This is a genomic window from Peribacillus sp. Bi96, from assembly GCF_918698115.1.
GTDB lineage: Bacteria > Bacillota > Bacilli > Bacillales > DSM-1321 > Peribacillus.
This window is the reverse complement of record NZ_CAKKLV010000003.1, coordinates 302,762-319,858: the sequence shown is the minus strand read 5'-3', so window position 1 is coordinate 319,858 and position 17,097 is coordinate 302,762. Positions and strand designations below refer to the sequence as shown.

The 17,097-nt window shown below is 37.0% G+C and carries 21 protein-coding genes and 1 tRNA gene; 18 read left to right on the top strand and 4 right to left on the bottom strand.

Going from position 1 to position 17,097, the window contains the following annotated elements; genetic code table 11:
* Positions 1-259 precede the first annotated feature (259 nt).
* The 6 genes from LQ203_RS06215 (at position 260) to LQ203_RS06195 (ending at position 7,320) form a co-directional block, all read left to right on the top strand.
* Positions 260-2,233, top strand: a complete 1,974-nt coding sequence (locus LQ203_RS06215) for a transporter substrate-binding domain-containing protein (RefSeq protein ID WP_230156607.1) — start codon at positions 260-262, stop codon at positions 2,231-2,233.
* Between the two features lie 19 nt (positions 2,234-2,252).
* Positions 2,253-3,608 (top strand): sigma-54 dependent transcriptional regulator, encoded by a 1,356-nt coding sequence (locus LQ203_RS06210; RefSeq protein ID WP_230156606.1) that lies wholly within the window; start codon positions 2,253-2,255, stop codon positions 3,606-3,608.
* A gap of 365 nt (positions 3,609-3,973) precedes the next feature.
* Positions 3,974-4,918, top strand: a complete 945-nt coding sequence (gene hutG, locus LQ203_RS06205) for a formimidoylglutamase (protein ID WP_230156603.1) — start codon at positions 3,974-3,976, stop codon at positions 4,916-4,918.
* A 4-nt stretch (positions 4,919-4,922) separates the two neighbouring features.
* Positions 4,923-6,116 (top strand): sodium/glutamate symporter, encoded by a 1,194-nt coding sequence (gene gltS, locus LQ203_RS06200; protein ID WP_230156601.1) that lies wholly within the window; start codon positions 4,923-4,925, stop codon positions 6,114-6,116.
* A gap of 336 nt (positions 6,117-6,452) precedes the next feature.
* Positions 6,453-6,548, top strand: a complete 96-nt coding sequence (locus LQ203_RS27660; RefSeq protein ID WP_356713975.1) for an IS3 family transposase — start codon at positions 6,453-6,455, stop codon at positions 6,546-6,548.
* A 157-nt stretch (positions 6,549-6,705) separates the two neighbouring features.
* Positions 6,706-7,320, top strand: coding sequence for a HutD family protein (locus LQ203_RS06195; RefSeq protein ID WP_230156599.1), 615 nt, complete (start codon positions 6,706-6,708; stop codon positions 7,318-7,320).
* Positions 7,321-7,665: 345 nt separating this feature from the next.
* Here LQ203_RS06195 and LQ203_RS06190 read toward each other — a convergent pair whose 3' ends face one another.
* Positions 7,666-7,911: a hypothetical protein gene (locus tag LQ203_RS06190; protein WP_230156597.1), complete on the bottom strand. Its 246-nt coding sequence runs from the start codon at positions 7,909-7,911 to the stop codon at positions 7,666-7,668.
* Positions 7,889-8,233: a hypothetical protein gene (locus LQ203_RS06185; RefSeq protein WP_230156595.1), complete on the bottom strand. Its 345-nt coding sequence runs from the start codon at positions 8,231-8,233 to the stop codon at positions 7,889-7,891. The genes LQ203_RS06190 and LQ203_RS06185 overlap by 23 nt, the downstream gene beginning before the upstream one ends.
* Before the next feature lie 276 nt (positions 8,234-8,509).
* Between LQ203_RS06185 and LQ203_RS06180 the strand changes: the two genes are divergently transcribed.
* The 10 genes from LQ203_RS06180 (at position 8,510) to LQ203_RS06135 (ending at position 14,059) form a co-directional block, all read left to right on the top strand.
* Complete coding sequence (locus LQ203_RS06180; protein WP_230156594.1) at positions 8,510-8,770, top strand: metal-sensitive transcriptional regulator; 261 nt, start codon at positions 8,510-8,512, stop codon at positions 8,768-8,770.
* 160 nt (positions 8,771-8,930) lie between these two features.
* A complete protein-coding gene (locus LQ203_RS06175; protein ID WP_230156592.1) occupies positions 8,931-9,410 on the top strand; it encodes a DsrE/DsrF/DrsH-like family protein in 480 nt (159 codons plus the stop codon).
* A gap of 27 nt (positions 9,411-9,437) precedes the next feature.
* The gene (locus LQ203_RS06170; protein ID WP_230156590.1) at positions 9,438-9,806 is read left to right on the top strand and encodes a rhodanese-like domain-containing protein; all 369 of its coding nucleotides are present in this window, start codon (positions 9,438-9,440) and stop codon (positions 9,804-9,806) included.
* 19 nt (positions 9,807-9,825) lie between these two features.
* Positions 9,826-10,122, top strand: coding sequence for a rhodanese-like domain-containing protein (locus LQ203_RS06165; RefSeq protein ID WP_230156587.1), 297 nt, complete (start codon positions 9,826-9,828; stop codon positions 10,120-10,122).
* A gap of 53 nt (positions 10,123-10,175) precedes the next feature.
* Positions 10,176-10,748, top strand: a complete 573-nt coding sequence (locus LQ203_RS06160; protein WP_230156585.1) for a sulfurtransferase TusA family protein — start codon at positions 10,176-10,178, stop codon at positions 10,746-10,748.
* Between the two features lie 41 nt (positions 10,749-10,789).
* Complete coding sequence (locus tag LQ203_RS06155; RefSeq protein ID WP_230156583.1) at positions 10,790-11,917, top strand: MBL fold metallo-hydrolase; 1,128 nt, start codon at positions 10,790-10,792, stop codon at positions 11,915-11,917.
* 43 nt (positions 11,918-11,960) lie between these two features.
* Positions 11,961-12,188: a sulfurtransferase TusA family protein gene (locus LQ203_RS06150; RefSeq protein WP_230156581.1), complete on the top strand. Its 228-nt coding sequence runs from the start codon at positions 11,961-11,963 to the stop codon at positions 12,186-12,188.
* Between the two features lie 51 nt (positions 12,189-12,239).
* A complete protein-coding gene (locus LQ203_RS06145; RefSeq protein WP_230156579.1) occupies positions 12,240-13,019 on the top strand; it encodes a sulfite exporter TauE/SafE family protein in 780 nt (259 codons plus the stop codon).
* Positions 12,986-13,067: transfer RNA gene (locus LQ203_RS06140), tRNA-Val, on the top strand. The genes LQ203_RS06145 and LQ203_RS06140 overlap by 34 nt, the downstream gene beginning before the upstream one ends.
* 449 nt (positions 13,068-13,516) lie before the next feature.
* Positions 13,517-14,059: an SMI1/KNR4 family protein gene (locus tag LQ203_RS06135; protein ID WP_230156578.1), complete on the top strand. Its 543-nt coding sequence runs from the start codon at positions 13,517-13,519 to the stop codon at positions 14,057-14,059.
* A 138-nt stretch (positions 14,060-14,197) separates the two neighbouring features.
* Here the strand turns inward: LQ203_RS06135 and LQ203_RS06130 are convergent, their stop codons facing one another.
* The gene (locus LQ203_RS06130; RefSeq protein ID WP_230156577.1) at positions 14,198-14,353 is read right to left on the bottom strand and encodes a hypothetical protein; all 156 of its coding nucleotides are present in this window, start codon (positions 14,351-14,353) and stop codon (positions 14,198-14,200) included.
* A gap of 47 nt (positions 14,354-14,400) precedes the next feature.
* On the opposite strand from LQ203_RS06130, the gene LQ203_RS06125 reads away from it, so the two are divergent.
* Complete coding sequence (locus tag LQ203_RS06125; RefSeq protein WP_230156576.1) at positions 14,401-15,228, top strand: hypothetical protein; 828 nt, start codon at positions 14,401-14,403, stop codon at positions 15,226-15,228.
* A gap of 344 nt (positions 15,229-15,572) precedes the next feature.
* On the opposite strand, the gene LQ203_RS06120 is transcribed toward LQ203_RS06125, so the two are convergent.
* The gene (locus LQ203_RS06120) at positions 15,573-16,223 is read right to left on the bottom strand and encodes a site-specific integrase (RefSeq protein ID WP_230156575.1); all 651 of its coding nucleotides are present in this window, start codon (positions 16,221-16,223) and stop codon (positions 15,573-15,575) included.
* A 387-nt stretch (positions 16,224-16,610) separates the two neighbouring features.
* Between LQ203_RS06120 and LQ203_RS06115 the strand changes: the two genes are divergently transcribed.
* Positions 16,611-17,096 carry a DUF2975 domain-containing protein gene (locus LQ203_RS06115; protein WP_230156574.1) on the top strand — a complete coding sequence of 162 codons (486 nt, stop codon included), beginning with the start codon at positions 16,611-16,613 and terminating at the stop codon, positions 17,094-17,096.
* Position 17,097: the final 1 nt, after the last annotated feature.

The window sequence follows — 17,097 nt, the reverse complement described above, 5'->3', positions numbered from 1 at the left end:
TTCCCTCCTATTCCCACGATTAATTGAACATTATCTACAATCCATTTACCAATCAAAAAATTAATATTAATTAGATTTGCTACCATTTTTTAATTTCCTTTATCCAAGCTTCGTATGAAGTGATTTGGATCAAGGGTTATTAGATACACTTAAGCTTTTCTTATATACTTTAAAAAGTTATCATAATAGAGTCTTTGTACATGGTATATATACACATTTATGATACGAAACTGTATGTATAGAAAAAAGGGGTGAGGCGATGCGAAAATTACATATTATCTGTGCCGTTATAACCGTCTTCCTTTTCTTTTTTGGCTGTTTCTTTCCTTTAGCAGTGAGTTCGGAAGCCCAAAAAGTGATACGGGTTGCAGGGGATAATAACTTTCCACCTTTCGAATACTTGAGCGATTCGGGCGTTTATACTGGTTTTAATGTGGATATCATGAACGCCATTTCTATCGAGACTGGCATTAGATTCGAATACTATCCTATGCCGTGGAACGAGGCAGTACAAGCTATGCGCTCGGGAAGAGTGGATGCGATTCAAGGTATGAAGTACAATCAGGAACGTGAAGAGATTTATGATTTTTCTGATCCGTATTTCACAAGTTCACAAGGAATTTTTGTGTTGAAAGATAACATGTATATCCGAAAAATCGAAGATCTAAAAGGCCGGAAAGTAGCCGTACAAAAAGGTGATGTTGCACGCGGTTTATTAAGCAAAGTCGATCGTTTGCAATTGGTGGAAACGAACAATCAACAAGAAGCCGTTCAGTCGTTGATCGACGGAAAAGTGGATGCTTTCATTGGAAATCGGATTACGGGTCAATATTTTCTACAGAAAAATGAGCAGCAATCACTTATTAAGATTGTCGGTGAGTCACTTGACACCACAAATTATGCTGTAGCTGTGATGCCGAAAAACAAAGATTTGCTGAAATTATTCGATCAGGGAATTTCTCAAATCAAGAAAGATGGAACGTATGAAAAGATAGAGAAAAAGTGGTTCGGGGAGTATATCCTGCCGAATACTCAACGATTACGCAAAACCATGTTGTATTTGGAAATTGGTCTTTTTCTAACCTTCATTGTGATTACTCTCATCTTATGGTGGAATCTCAGTCTTAAACGAGAAGTCGCTAAGCGAACCGAGCAAATTGAGTACGTGAATAAAGACTTGGAAGAGAAGATGCTGCTCCTTGAGGAAAATATCCATTTTCAGCAACAAGTATTAAACAGTGCCTACAGTTCGCTTATTACACTGAATCAGCAAGGTCTTGTATCAATGATTAATGTTAGGGCCATGGAATATTTGGAGTTGGATAGCAGTGTTGTTAGAAAACCTTTTCAGGATCTGCCCATTGTCTCTTTCATCCCAGAAAAGGAGATTAGAGCTGCGTTAGAGAAAAAGAGGGTCTTCTTACAAAAGGAAACGGTGTGGTCTCAGTTTGCGAGCAAAAAAAGGCATATTACTTACAGCGTGTATCCAATTCAGACTATTGGGGGAGAAAGTGTAGGTGCGGTGTTGAACTTTTTCGATATTACGGAACAAAAACAGCTTGAGAGAAAAGTGGCTCAGGATGACCGATTGCGTTCATTGGGACAACTCGTGGCAGGTATCGCTCATGAAATACGAAACCCGTTAATGTCCATCCTTACCTATACCCAATTGCTGCCGAAAAAATTTGCAAGCGCAGATTTCCGTACGTTCTTTTCCGAACAGGTTACAAGTGAAATTACCCGACTTAATACATTAATTAACGATTTGCTCGATTATTCTCGCCCTAAAAAATCAGAGCCTGTCACTTTTTCTGTGAATGACACCATGAAAGGGATAGAGCTATTGCTTAAGCCGAAAATCAAAGAAAAAAACCTGCGTATTGTTCATGAGTTCGCTGGTGACATTCTGACAACTGCAGATACACAGCAGATCAAACAAGTGCTGGTGAACGTCATTCTCAATGCCATTCAAGCGTCCAATCAAGGGGGAACCCTTATATTTCGGACATATTATCGGGACATATTCACTGTGGTTGAAATCGAGGATGAAGGAATCGGCATTTCGGAAGAAGACATTGATAAGATCTTTGAACCGTTTTACACCAGAAAACCAAACGGGGTCGGGCTTGGGCTTTCAATTTCGTATAAACTTGTCAAAGAAAACGATGGTACTATTGAGACAAGAAGTGAAGAAGGAAAGGGAACTGTAGTGACCATTTGTTTACAGCATTAAAACAGAAAGGGTGAATACGATGCACCATATCATGATTATTGATGATGAGCCAACCATTTGTCAGTCACTAACGTTTGCATTGGAAGACCAGTATCACGTTTATTCGTTTACAGACCCACGCGAAGCGCTCCCTCTTCTCGAAAGGGCTGAAATCGCCATCGTTTTGCTGGATTTAAAAATCGGGGAATACAATGGGATGGAAGTGTTAGAAGAAATCAAACGCCTCTCCCCCTCGACGGTTGTCATTATGATGACAGCATACGGTACCATTCCATCTTCCGTAGAAGCCATGCGTAAGGGAGCATTTACATATGCGACAAAGCCACTTCATATTGATGAATTGGAAGTGCTGATGCAAAAAGCAGAAGAAGTATATACGCTTCAATCCAAAGTGAAATGGCTGAGTGAAGAATTGGATAAGGTGGCAGGTGTGAATGGCCTTATCGGTGAAAGTTTGGCAATGCGCAATATATTCTCCTTAATCGATAAAGTGAAGGATATCGATTCTAACATTCTCATAGAAGGGGAAAGTGGAACCGGTAAAGAAGTCGTCGCCAGAACAATCCATAATCAAAGCAAGCGCAGAAACAAAAAGTTTCAGGCTATTAATTGTGCGGCCATTCCGACTCACCTGTTGGAATCAGAATTATTTGGATACGAAAAGGGCGCATTTACAGGTGCGTCACAGCGGAAATATGGACTTTTTGTGTTGGCGGAAGGAGGGACAATCTTTCTTGACGAAATCGGTGAGATGGATTTGGCGCTGCAGGGGAAAATTTTGCGTGTTCTACAAGAGAGAAAGGTAATGCCCGTTGGAGGGGTAGAAGAAGTCAGCATCGATGTCCGTATTATTGCTGCGACAAACAGAGACTTGGTTAAAGAAGTAAAAGAAAATCGATTTCGTGAAGATTTATATTACAGATTGAATGTGATTCCGATTCACCTTCCGTCTTTACGTGAACGAAAAGAAGACATTCCTTTGTTGTTGGAATTTTTCATTGCAAAAATCGGTGATCGAATGGGAAAACCTGTTGAAGGAATTTCCCATGAAGCGTTGCAGCTTTTACAGCAATATGACTTCCCAGGAAATATTCGTGAATTGCAGAATTTGATTGAAAGAGCCATTGCGCTTACGAATGAGTCTTATATACAGAAAGCTGATTTACCCTCCGATATCCAAAAAAGCTCGCGCGCATTTTTTGGTAACACCTTAATCCCAGTTTATGTCGGCGAACCGCTTGAAGAAATCGAAAAAAGAGTGATTCTTCATAATCTTGCCGCTTTTAACGGTCATCAAAGGAGGACAGCCCAAACAATTGGCATCGGGGAGAGGACATTGCGAGACAAGTTGAAGAAATATCGGGAAGAAAAGTAGGCGGAAATTGCCGAGCGGCAATTTTCGCCTACTTTTTATTTTGAAAATATCTTAATTTCCCACTGTTTTTATGGAGATGAACCTGGCATGAAACTTGCTTAATTAAAATTATAGTAAAACCATTAGACAGACAGGAGGGAATATAGATATACATCATAATGGGATACATTGCTGGACTGGGGGTTACAGTGCAGCGAAAGCGGGGATGTGCAAAATGCATCAGGTCGTAAAAGTCAATAGCCTATCCACGTTTAACGAAAGCAAAAAGGACAAGCCATTGCACCAGATCTTTTAAAATAGTACAGCCCGAAATTGATTGGCGATTGCAAATATGAAATATTTTTATTTATGTGGAGGGAAAAGAAATGTATACGTTACCAAATATGGATTTATGGAAAGGCAGAACAGATAGTTTAATAGATAAAGATGAATTTAGAATTCATCAAATAGTTAAGGATCATCAAATAACATCAACAAAAAATACATGTGGAATAATAGGGTTCTCTTCTGAAGAAGGAGTACGGAGGAATAAAGGAAGACTTGGAAGCAAAGAAGCTCCCAATGAAATACGTAAATCCTTATCTTCTTTATCTTGGCACGGCCAATCAGCAGATGGTCTAGTTGATTTCGGAAATATCATTTGTGAAAATCAACAGTTAGAAGCAGCACAAGCTGAATTAGGAAGTCACGTAGAAAAAATATTAACCAAAAATATGTTTCCTATTATTTTTGGGGGCGGACATGAAACCTTTTATGGTCATTATCTTGGAATTAGGTCGAGTGTTGGACCCAATGTTAAAATAGGCATTCTTAACATTGATGCTCATTTTGACTTACGATCTTATGAGGAAATCACCTCTTCTGGAACGATGTTTAAACAAATATTAGATCATGATCATCATGCTAGTTATTTGCCGATTGGTATTCAACGTTATGGAAATACAAAAAAATTATTTAACACTGCAACTTCACTTGGTTGTTCTTGGATATTGGAAGAAGAATTAGTTAACGAGATTTCTCATGAAAACGAAGAGAAAATTCTAAATTTTATGAATCAAAATGATGTTATTATATTAACACTTTGTATGGATGTTATCAGCGCTTCTGAAGCACCTGGTGTTAGTGCACCTTCCTCCTTTGGTCTCTCTGGAAAAATGGTTAGACAATTAATTCGCAAAATCATTTCACATGAGAAAACTATTTCATTTGATATCTGTGAAGTAAATCCATCATTAGATTATGATAATCGCACTGTAAAACTAGCTGCAAACCTAATAAATGAAGTATTCATGTGCGTAGACAGGAGATAATAATATGACCATCGAGATTAATCAAACAATAACTATTTTTTTAGCGATAATGCTTTTAGCACTAGGTGGGATTATCGTTAAGAAAGTAAAATTATTTAAACATTTTTGTATCCCTGCTCCTGTTGTTGGAGGATTACTTTTTGCAATAGTCGCTACAAGTCTTAAAACCTTTCTAAACGTAACGATTTCATTGGATACAACACTACAGGGATTGTTCATGTTGACATTTTTCACCACCGTCGGATTAGGTGCTAGTTTTCAATTAGTAAAAGTAGGCGGTAAAATATTATTAATATATTGGTTATTATGTGGGTTTTTGGCCTTTGCTCAAAATTTAATTGGCATTTCTTTAGCGCCCGTTTTCGGCATTGATCCGTTGATTGGTATGATGGCAGGAGCAATTTCAATGGAAGGGGGTATTGGTGCAGCTACAGCTTTTGGTGGAACCATTGAATCGCTAGGAATTCAATCTGCCCAAGCAATTGGAATAGCAGCAGCTACTTTAGGGTTAGTATTTGGTGGATTAGTTGGAGGTCCCACTGTAAAGTACCTAATTAATAAACACAAATTAACACCAAGCAAAGAAGATATTGAAATTCAAGAAAAGAAAGAAATGGAAGACAAAATAGAAATAAATGTAGCTTCATTCATGAAACAAGTATTGATACTAACATTTTGTATGGCTTTAGGTTCATATTTAGGAGAGTTATTTTCGGCGAAGACAGGTTACGTTTTACCGAATTATGTTGGAGCAATGATCGTGGCTGTAATAGTTCGGAATATTTTAGATAAAATAAATGGAAAAATTATCGAAATGCCTAGTATAAATTTTATTGGAGATATTACTTTAGGGATTTTCTTATCAATGGCTTTAATGAGTATAAAACTATGGGAAGTTGCTGACCTTGCTTTACCTATTATTTTAATTGTGGTGATACAAGTAATATTCATTATACTTTTAAGTATATTCATAATGTTTCGTTTCCTTGGCAAAAACTACGATGCGGCTGTTATGGTTGGTGGGTTTATCGGACACGGTATAGGGGCTACACCAAATGCTATGGCCAATATGTCAACGATTACCGCTAAATATGGACCTTCAAGTAAAGCGTATTTAATCGTTCCAATTGTGGGTGCATTTCTTATTGATGTTTTTGCCATGCCAATTATCATTATAAGTATTAATCTATTTAAATGATAATTTGTTCTTCACTAGTATTTATGGAATGAATTTCATAAATACTAGCCTTTGTTTATCGGGGTTATTAAGGTATGAAAAAAGTGGTTTGGTGCAAAAGCCCGAAATGGTCAAAATAAAATACAGTGTTAATACCGAATATCTTGGTTGTTATACCAAGAAAATTCGGTATTGATTTTTTTATTCCAATTAAAAATTTTCCATAGGTAATTCACAATGGTTTTTCTGTCTGATTCTTAATACAACGTAACCCTTCAATTTCAAGGAGGTATGATCCACCTCTGCAACGGTTTTGAAAATGTGTGTATTGTGTCGTTTCACAGTAAAAATGGATAGATGCCGAAAGTGAAGCAAGCGATTTTGGAGTATATTCAATATTTTTACAACCAGAAGCGAGGACATTCACCACTCGAAAATGTAGCCCTCGTGTGAATGTTTACTACGATATTCAGAGACCAGTGGACCTAACCTCTGTTATGCCTCTCTGTTTACCGTATCCAACCTATTGACATTACACCAATTTCGATCTAAACTCTGGTGGAAATTGAATTGAACTGAAATAATGTAATAATAAAAGGGGAGAAAATAATTGTCCTATTTACTAAAAGTAATAAGAAAAAGTGAACAAATAACTAGTCTTTGGTCAGGTGGTAAAACAACTCAACTTGCTATTTATCCTGAAGATGGAGATTACTCGAAGCGTGACTTCAAATGGCGGATAAGCACCGCAGATATTGAGGTAGAAGAATCCGCATTTACCCACCTTCCAGGCATTCAGAGAATCATCATGAGCCTTGATGGTGAAATGTCACTGCAACATGAAGGAAAGCACCATGTGTATTTAAAGCCATTTGAACAGGATCGGTTTGATGGCGGCTGGACAACCCGAAGTATTGGAAGGGTTACGGACTTTAATTTGATGTTAGCAGAAGGGTGCGAAGGAGACCTTAGCACGATTCATATGAATCAAGGAATCCATACTGAAGTGTTGGATATTAGGGAAACTACGAAAAGATCCGACGCCTTTTATTGTGTCAAAGGAAAAAGTAGAATGAGTATAGATGAAAAAGAGACTATTGTTTTAGAGCAAGGTGACTTAGTAATCTTAAACATGGATCATTCAAGCAACAATTTACATATTAAGTTATCCAATTACAATGACGATTATACTGCAACAATTATAAAGGTAAGTATTTTTTATTGATTGAGAAATTCCGGTTCAAATGCAAAAAAATACGCACGGAAGAAGCTGGCTTTACGAATATAACCCGATTTTATTCTACTGGACTTTTTGCGGGTTGGTTTTGCCATGCTGAATGACTTATTGTAAATAACATCGATGAGTTAACCCTTATTCAAGTGCTATCTACTATACGTACCAATAGTTGATATTGGGGCATAAAACATCTGGTTTTATCCACAACTCTTATCGTGCTGAAAAAATTGAAGAATTAAAGAGTGAAGCTGCCGTAAACTAGGTGGCTTTTTCTTTTTATAAAAAGTGAGAACAAACGCCTTGACAATATACCCCCATAGGTATAAAGTGAACTCATGAACACAACTCACGAGTAAAGTGCTCAAATTCACGAGTAAAGTGCTCAAACTCACGAGTGAAATGCCCAAACTCACGAGTAAAGTGCTCAAATTCACGAGTAAAGTGCTCAAACTCACGAGTGAAATGCCCAAACTCACGAGTAAAGTGCTCAAACTCACGAGTGAAATGCCCAAACTCACGAGTAAAGTGCTCAAACTCACGAGTGTAATGCCCAAGTTCACGAGTAGTGCTCAAATTCACGAGTAAAGTGCTCAAACTCACGAGTAAAGTGCTCGAACTCACGAGTGAAATGCCCAAGTTCACGAATAAAGTGCTCAAATTCACGAGTGAAATGCCCAAGTTCACGAGTAGTGCTCAAACTCACGGGTAAAGTGGGCAACTCACGAGTAAAATGCCCAAATTCACGAGTAAAATGCCCAAATTCACGAGTAAAATGCCCAAGTTCACGAATAAAGCTCACAATTCTAGAATTGATACAGGTGGTGGATGCGATTTTTTCATTGTTTATAATATTTATCGTTATTTTGGTTCGATTTATGTATAAACGGTATGTACCTGTCAAGAACATTCCTTGTCAAAAGGATGAAAGACAGGATTCTATATTATTGATATAAGGGCTTATAATCATAAACGGGATCAAGGCGATAAAGAAGTTTTGAATATCCCTTATGCCTATTTGAAGCGTTTTAATGAAGAAATCCCACATGAAAACATTCATGTAATTGCTTCAGATAAATTGGAAGTGAACTTGGGGCTGCGTTTCTTAATGAGAAAAGGAATTAAGGTAACAAGTTATGAGATCAGTGATTGTGTTTGTAAATAGATGGGAGGGCAGCATATGGAATATGATCAAAGTGTCATAAATCGATTGAAGCGAATGGAAGGACAAATCAAGGGAGTTCTTGGAATGATGGAAGAGGGAAAAGATTGCAGGGAAATCATCACTCAGTTGTCTGCTGCACGTAGTGCGATTGATAGGACCATGGGTGTTATCGTAAGTAGCAACCTTGAACAATGCGTTCGGGAAAGCATCGAGAAAGGCGAAGGCACTGAACATCTTGTCAAGGAGGCCGTTGAGTTACTCATTAAAAGTAGGTAAAAGATGGGCCGAATCTGAAGAATGTGAAAGCAAACGTTATAAAGCTACGGTAACTAATTCCGTCTTGGAAAGTATGTGAAGAGAATATTTTTTTAAAATGAAATATACCCCACTCGGTATATAGAGGCGTATGGGTAACCATTCAGGAGGGAAAACATATATGACTGAAAAGAAAAAAACAACGATCATCTTATTTAGTGGTGATTATGATAAGGCAATGGCTGCTTATATCATTGCTAATGGTGCGGCAGCTTATGACCATGAAGTGACGATCTTCCATACATTCTGGGGATTGAATGCCTTAAGGAAAGATGAGCCTCTACCATTAAAAAAAGGATTTTTAGAAAAAATGTTTGCAAAAATGATGCCACGCGGTTCTGATAAAATGGGTCTATCCAACATGAACTTTGCTGGAATGGGACCTAAAATGATCAAACATGTGATGAAAAAACATAACGCCATGTCACTGCCAAATTTAATCGAGTTGGCTCAAGAACAAGAAGTGAAACTGATTGCCTGTACAATGACGATGGATTTATTGGGCTTGCAACAAGAGGAATTATTGGATGGAATTGAGTATGCAGGTGTCGCAGCTTATTTAGCGGAAGCAGAAGATGGAAATGTAAACTTATTTATTTAAATATAAGTTAGGGTGGGATGAAGCAAGATGGGAACTATAGTGAATATCTTCATACTAGGTGTAATCGTTTGGTTTTTATATCAGCGTTTTTTCCCGGCAAAGGGTATAAGCAATATAACTGCAACCGAGTTAAAAGCTGAGTTGAATAACAAAGGGAGTAAGCAATTCATTGATGTCCGCACTCCTAATGAATATAGGGGCAACCACATTAGAGGCTTTAAAAATATTCCTTTAAATGAACTTAACAAGAGGGCACAAGAACTATCAAAAGATAAAGAAGTGGTTGTAATTTGCCAAAGTGGAATGAGGAGCAGCAGTGCAAGTAAGACATTGAAAAAACTCGGATTTAAAGAAGTCACCAACGTAAAAGGCGGCATGAGTTCATGGCGCGATTAAAAAGGAGGATCACAAAATCATGAAAGAAATTTTACCGAATGAAGTGCATGCATTAATGAAGGGAAACACCCCAATCCATATTATTGATGTGCGTGAGGTAGATGAAGTTAAGGCAGGGAAAATACCGAATGCAATGCATATCCCATTGGGATTAATGGAATTTAAAATGCAGGATCTAGATAAATCAAAGGAATATATCATGGTCTGCCGTTCAGGGGGCAGAAGTTCAAAAGCAGCCCAGTTACTTGAGGAACATGGGTATAAAGTGATGAACATGATGGGCGGAATGAATGAATGGGAAGGTCCAACAGAATAATTTTTAAATCCAAAAATACCCCCAGTCCTATTCAAAAACAAGGAGGATATAACATGATTAAGACAAATTCCGTTTTGGATGCCAAAGGTTTAGCTTGTCCAATGCCAATCGTAAAAACGAAAAAGGCCATGAACGGTCTGGAAGCAGGGGAAGTGCTGGAAGTTCAAGCGACTGATAAAGGATCAACCGCCGATATGAAAGCGTGGGCAGAAAGTACAGGTCATCAATATTTGGGTACAGTTGAAGAAGCTTCTGTTTTGAAACATTATCTTCGGAAAGCAGGTGGAGAAGAACAAGAAGAGAAGCAGCATGAAAATGTCATTTCAAATGAAGAACTTCTTCAAAAAATCGAAGAAAATCAAAACACGATCATCTTGGATGTTCGAGAAGCAGCAGAGTATGCTTTTACTCATATTCCAACAGCTAAATCCTTTCCAATGGGTGAATTGGAACAACGTATGGGAGAGCTTGATAAAAAGTCCGAGATATTTGTCATTTGCCGTACTGGCAGCCGGAGTGATCTTGCTGCACGAAAACTAACGGCAACAGGCTTTGTACAGGTGATCAATGTTGTACCTGGCATGAGCCAGTGGAACGGTCCTACACAAATATCAGTGAATGAATAGAAAAAAATTTGGATTTTAAAATACTACAGGGGGTATGCAGGGTGACATTTAATTCAATGACTGCCGCGGAAGTATCAAAGAAAGTAATCAATAAAACGGACTTATTCATTTTAGATGTTCGAAATGAAAATGATTTTACCGATTGGAAAATTGAAGGGGAGAATTTTATATTCCGTAATGTCCCTTACTTTAATTTACTGGATGGCGTGGAAGAAATCATCGATCAAATTCCGACCAATAAAGAAATCTTGGTTGTATGTGCAAAAGAAGGTTCATCTGTTATGGTGGCCGAGATGTTATCTGAAGCAGGACTGGACGTTTCATATTTAAAGGGCGGAATGAAAGCATGGAGCGAGCATTTGGAACCAGTGAAAATCGGTGATTTGACTGATGGCGGCGAAATCTATCAATTTGTCCGGCTTGGTAAAGGCTGTTTGTCTTACATGGTCATATCCAATGGTGAAGCAGCCGTTATTGACTCAACAAGGATGATTGATGCCTACATTGATTTTGCCGATCGTATCGGAGTGAAAATCATACATGTTCTTGATACACACCTACATGCGGACCATATTTCAGGAGGAAGACGAATAGCGGAAAGAACGAATGCAACATACTGGTTGCCGCCAAAAGATGCAACGGAGGTAACTTTTGAATATCAGCCATTAGCAAGCGGCAAAGTGCTAACCATTGGTCATACAGCGATTGATATCCATTCATTATACTCCCCAGGCCATACCATTGGTTCCACATCATTTGTGGTCGATGGTAAATACTTGCTTTCTGGAGATATTTTATTCATCGATTCCATCGGCAGACCGGACTTAGCCGGATTGGCTGAAGATTGGGTAGGGGACTTGAGAGAAACACTTTATTCACGCTATAGAGAATTATCAGATGAGTTAATCGTATTGCCATCACATTTCATGATTATTGCTGAATTGAATGAAGACGGAAGTGTCGCTAAAAAATTGGGAACGTTGTTTGTTGAAAATCATGGATTGAACATTGAGGATGAAGCGGAATTCAGAGAGCTGGTAACAGGTAATTTACCACCTCAACCAAACGCTTATCAAGAAATCCGTGAAACGAATTTGGGGAAAATCGAACCTGATGTTGAAAAACAGCGCGAAATGGAGATCGGACCAAATCGTTGTGCGGTTCGTTAAGCTTAATAAAAACATGAAATCAAGAAAATAGGAGAGTTGTCATATGAATTCAGATAAAGTGTTAGATGCAAAGGGACTTGCTTGTCCAATGCCGATAGTAAAAACGAAAAAAGCGATGAATGATCTGCAAACAGGGCAAGTGCTGGAAATACATGTAACGGATAAAGGAGCTAAAGCCGACTTAGCGGCTTGGTCAAAATCCGGCGGCCACGAACTAGTGGAAACGACAGTAGAAAATGATATACTAAAATTTTGGATTAGAAAAGGCTGATAAGGAGAGGGGACCTATTTGGGTGCCCTTCTTTTAAAGGAGACACTTAAAATGGATATTACTTTTATCATTACCATCTTTTTGATTGGATTTATAGGTTCGTACGTTTCTGGAATGCTCGGCATCGGCGGCTCGATAATAAATTATCCAATGCTTCTGTTTATCCCGCCACTCTTCGGGCTAGTAGCATTTAGTGCCCATGATGTGACAGGTATAAGTGCCGTACAAGTTTTATTTGCTTCCATCGGAGGTGTATGGAGCTATCGTAAGAGCGGACATTTAAATAAAACGCTCATTCTCTATATGGGAATCAGTGTTTTAATCGGAAGCGTGGTCGGAAGTTTAGGATCACAATCGATGACGGAAAATGGAGTCAATATCGTCTATGGCATTTTGGCTTTGATCGCGGCTGTCATGATGTTCATTCCGAAGAAAGGAATAGATGACATTCCATTGGAATTAGTGACCTTTAACAAATGGCTTGCGGCCATCCTAGCCTTGATCGTTGGAATAGGCGCTGGTATTGTTGGAGCCGGAGGGAGCTTTTTATTAGTTCCCATCATGCTTATCGTTTTAAGAATTCCAACCAGAGTGACGATCGCATCTTCACTAGCAATCACTTTCATTTCATCGATTGGCGCAACAGTAGGAAAAATCTCAACAGGACAAGTTGATTACTACCCGGCATTGATCATGATTATTGCTAGTTTAATAGCATCCCCGCTTGGGGTGATGGCCGGAAAAAAAATGAATGTAAAAGTCCTGCAAGTCATACTCGCCATACTGATTTTAGCGACTGCCGTGAAAACTTGGGTAGGGATCATGTCTTGAGGCACTTCTTTGACAAGGAAGGGGTCGTGGGTTCGAGTCCCTCACAGATCATCAACTACCAAAGGCTCAAATCCTTGATATAACAGGGGTTTGGGTCTTTTTTTGTTTTTAAAGTTATAGTTCGTTTTGTTTTATTTACTGGCGGATAGTGAAAAGGAGTAAAACGTATTACAGGAAAACAATTTGTAATAATTAATATTTCAAAGAACTGTGGGTTAAGCCTCTTGCTTATTCAGCTAATATGGTCGCTACAGTCAATTGAGTTACCCCTTTTGTCAAAAATTACAATCAGGATACCACATGTGATTACGATTTATTCAAAATTAACCAAGAACAATAACATAGCCAAAAAGAAAAGGCTATGTTAAAGGTAAGGGTTGATTTTTCGTAAGGTGGTATTGTTTGTAAAATGTTACACTTAAACTAACGCAGCAGGATAGTTTAATAAGGGTATGTATTTAAATTAAGCTGATAAATAAATGTAGGAGGTGCTGTCATTGAAAAAGGTTTATTATAATGGACTGGATTTTTGGCAGGAAGGACCAAAATATAAACGTATTGAATATCCGATAAATGATGAAATAGTTAAAAAAGCTGAAAACTTATTAAACATTAAATTTCCTCATTCTTTTATAGATTTAATGAAGATACAAAATGGAGGAGAATTAAATTACCCTTATTTCATTTTATCTGCTGTAGATACTGAAGGCATTCCTTGCGAGGAACGAGTAAAACTTCCTTCCATAGAACCCATACATTTCGAGAATGATGATATGAGCATTTTGTCGTCCGAAGAACTATTAAAAGAAGTCGACCTCCCTAAAGGGTTTATTGTATTGTGGACCGATTTCCATTATTGGGTTGTGTTAGATTATCGAAATACAAAAGATAATCCTTCTGTTATGTATATTGCAGAAAACTTTTTAGCTTCAACTAATGAAACAACAGAATGGGAATATATCAAAATAACAGATAGCTTCGATGAATTTTTAAAAAAATTATTCCGTTCTTCAACTAACTGGTGCTTTAGTAAAAAATGAGCTTGGAGATACATTTTCCAGCTCATTTTTTTGTGCATTATTTAATCAACCTTAACCTTTAACATAGCCAAAGAAAACAACCAACGTTAAAAAGCTTCAGGCAAAAAATCAAAAGAGAATTACACTGATTTACCTTACCTATGTTGTCACATTAGGATTCCTATCGAACCAGCCTATGTCTATTCGTTCGATATTATCAGCTGTACCAAGTGAGATTAATTTTTGATGAAAACCAGCCGAATGGGGGTCGACAATACTTACGATGGTTAAATATTGTAATAATTTAACACACAAGTTATTCTTAAATCACCTAACAAGGCACAATATTAAAGGAGAAAATAGTGAGTTATCTCGGAAAGTATTTGAAAATGCCACCAACAATTGAAAAGCTCCATAAATTAGATAAGGAAATTGAAAAAGAAGGCTACTCCTTAAGTGAATTATCCCTTTATTTAGAATTTGATTTCTCCCCTTATGAAAATACTCCCTATGATGTCATTACTTTTGCTAGTACAGGCGTTGACGGTATACATTTCGGATTTCTAACTGACTTCGGAACAGTATCTGATTTAGAGAATGCTTTTGTTGTATGTATTAGTCCAATGGATTTTGATTCACATATAAAGATTGTAGCGAGGAATATAAGGGAGTTTCTTAACTTGGTTTGTACGATGAAAGGTGCCTTAACTATTTCTAACTTTAATATCCTGGAAGATGAGGGACAGTATATTCGTTTGCTCAAAGAACTAAAACAAGTAGAACCTGAAGATGAGGAATTTGAAGAGAACGCAAACTATGTAGTGGAAAAGATAATAGCCACATTCGAAAGCGAACGAATAGAAGATGTCTATCATTATGTGGAAAGAAAAGTAAGGACAGAAAGAGAGCAACAAACCATTTTACCAACTCTTGATGGGTTAGGCATAATACCTGTAGAGAACATTACTAGCAATTTTATCCCATACAAACTTGAAAAAGATATGACGATTAATTTGGAAGAAGTGAAAGCCTTTTTTAATTCTGCAACAACAGAAAGTAAAATGGCTTTCATCAGAGATGCTCAATTTACTTACTTAATTTCAGATGAGATAGAGTTAAAAGAATTGGTCATTCATGAAATGATTAAATTAGGTTTAAATGATGAAGTAGGTAGATTATACGTGTTTTAGATCCTCTTTTTCTTGCCTAATTAACACCATAGTATTTGGGTATTATCCAAATGCATTTATTTACATCAAGGGGCTCTAAACGGAGCGAATAAGCTCCTTGGCAAGAATGTAGTGGGGAAAAACTCTAAGTTTCTGCATAAACCAAAAATTTCCCATATATCAACACAGGTATACTGCCGGAAACTCTAGGTGTCTGGGAACCTTACCACATTGAAAACTTCCTTTCTATATTTTAAGAACAATTTGAAAATGACTTAAAGACAATAGGGTATGTGGAAAGCTTATCAAAAAAGATATGAAGTTTCATACCAATAATTACAATAAAATAGACAGCAATCTGCTGTCTATTTACCCCATAAATAATTTAATGATTCCGCTGCTTCCGATTGTAGTGAAGGAATTAAGTGAGAATATCTATCCATAGTAGTTGATATTTTTGTATGTCCTAATCTTTCAGAAACAACTTTCATGTGAATGTTTTGTTGAAGAAGAAGAGAAGCATGAATATGACGCAAGTCATGAAATGTTATATTAGGTACTTCTGCTTTTTTTATTAATATTTTCATATTACGTAGAAGGTTTCTAGGATTTACCGTTATACCAATTTCGTTAGGTACAACCAAGTTATGTTCTCTGGATATATGGTCTTTTTTCTCTTGCTCATTTTTTATTCTATTAAGTTCCATTAAGATTTCAGTAGGAATATCAACATTCCTTCGAGAGCCTTTTGTCTTAGGTTTCATAATGATTGTTTTTCCATCCGTACTTAAAACTTTCAGAACGACTAGTTTCTTTTTGGTAAAGTCAATTTCATTCCAAGTTATACCAAAAATCTCACCACGCCTAAGACCACAAAAAATTCCTAAAAGATATGCGGGGTAGTATACTGTACCTTTTGCGACATCTAAAAATCTCCTGATATCATCTTCTGTCCATTCAATGGTAGTTTTAAGAATTTCAGGTGGTTTTTTAATCTTACTAGCAGGGTTGCCCAATATGCTTTAACCATCCTTCGTACTTTCTACAACTTCTGTTTGCCATACAATTCATGGGATAAAGTGAAGGCTATACCAGCTCAAAGATTGGGAATTGCCGATAAACAATTTACGATGAAGGATATTATTTATTTTAAGTAGGTTCTGTTATCTTTCGTTGTTGATTTACTTTATTAAACTATTGGGAAGTTTTGTTTAACAAGTTGTAAATTTAACATTTTAAAATAAGAGCATTTCTTTGTAATGAGAAATGCTTTTTATTTTTGTGAAAATTAAAAGGATATAATAATAACAATAATAATATAATTAAAAACGATATGAGTTTATTGTAAAACAATAAATTATGTGTTAGAGTCATTTTATTATTAAATCAGTGAGGTGCTTTAAATGAATGTTAAACAAGGTTCAACCACTTTCTTAAAGGTAATTATTTTTCTGATTGGAATTGCGATGCTTGCTTTATGTATCTATTGGTTGCCTGAGATAGCCATTAAAGATGCAAAGGTACATCCAGATACGGCTTATTTCCTAATCCCCTTTTTAGTATGTGCATATGGATTCTGTATTACGTTTTCTGTTGCGTTGTATCAAGCATTTAAACTACTAACCTATATCGAAAAAAACAATGCTTTCTCTGAATTATCCCTTAAATCTTTGAAGGTTATAAAAAAATGTGCTTTTACAGTCATTTTCCTCATTCTGTTAGGAATAGTAAGCTTAAAGGTGCTTGCTAAAATCACAGGAGACGACCCAGCAGGTCCTATATCACTAAGTCTAATGGGTGTTTTAGCAACAAGTATCATCGCAGCCATTGTGGATGCACTTCAAAAGCCATTAAAAAATGTCCCAGATATTAAGTCAAAAAATGATTAAT

What these genes read in the sequence shown, in the direction of transcription:
- LQ203_RS06215 (WP_230156607.1), top strand. Translation starts at nt 260, where the DNA reads ATGCGAAAATTACATATTATCTGTGCCGTTATAACCGTCTTCCTTTTC.
- LQ203_RS06210 (WP_230156606.1), top strand. Translation starts at nt 2,253, where the DNA reads ATGCACCATATCATGATTATTGATGATGAGCCAACCATTTGTCAGTCA.
- hutG (WP_230156603.1), top strand. Translation starts at nt 3,974, where the DNA reads ATGTATACGTTACCAAATATGGATTTATGGAAAGGCAGAACAGATAGT.
- gltS (WP_230156601.1), top strand. Translation starts at nt 4,923, where the DNA reads ATGACCATCGAGATTAATCAAACAATAACTATTTTTTTAGCGATAATG.
- LQ203_RS27660 (WP_356713975.1), top strand. Translation starts at nt 6,453, where the DNA reads ATGCCGAAAGTGAAGCAAGCGATTTTGGAGTATATTCAATATTTTTAC.
- LQ203_RS06180 (WP_230156594.1), top strand. Translation starts at nt 8,510, where the DNA reads ATGGAATATGATCAAAGTGTCATAAATCGATTGAAGCGAATGGAAGGA.
- LQ203_RS06175 (WP_230156592.1), top strand. Translation starts at nt 8,931, where the DNA reads ATGACTGAAAAGAAAAAAACAACGATCATCTTATTTAGTGGTGATTAT.
- LQ203_RS06170 (WP_230156590.1), top strand. Translation starts at nt 9,438, where the DNA reads ATGGGAACTATAGTGAATATCTTCATACTAGGTGTAATCGTTTGGTTT.
- LQ203_RS06165 (WP_230156587.1), top strand. Translation starts at nt 9,826, where the DNA reads ATGAAAGAAATTTTACCGAATGAAGTGCATGCATTAATGAAGGGAAAC.
- LQ203_RS06160 (WP_230156585.1), top strand. Translation starts at nt 10,176, where the DNA reads ATGATTAAGACAAATTCCGTTTTGGATGCCAAAGGTTTAGCTTGTCCA.
- LQ203_RS06150 (WP_230156581.1), top strand. Translation starts at nt 11,961, where the DNA reads ATGAATTCAGATAAAGTGTTAGATGCAAAGGGACTTGCTTGTCCAATG.
- LQ203_RS06145 (WP_230156579.1), top strand. Translation starts at nt 12,240, where the DNA reads ATGGATATTACTTTTATCATTACCATCTTTTTGATTGGATTTATAGGT.
- LQ203_RS06115 (WP_230156574.1), top strand. Translation starts at nt 16,611, where the DNA reads ATGAATGTTAAACAAGGTTCAACCACTTTCTTAAAGGTAATTATTTTT.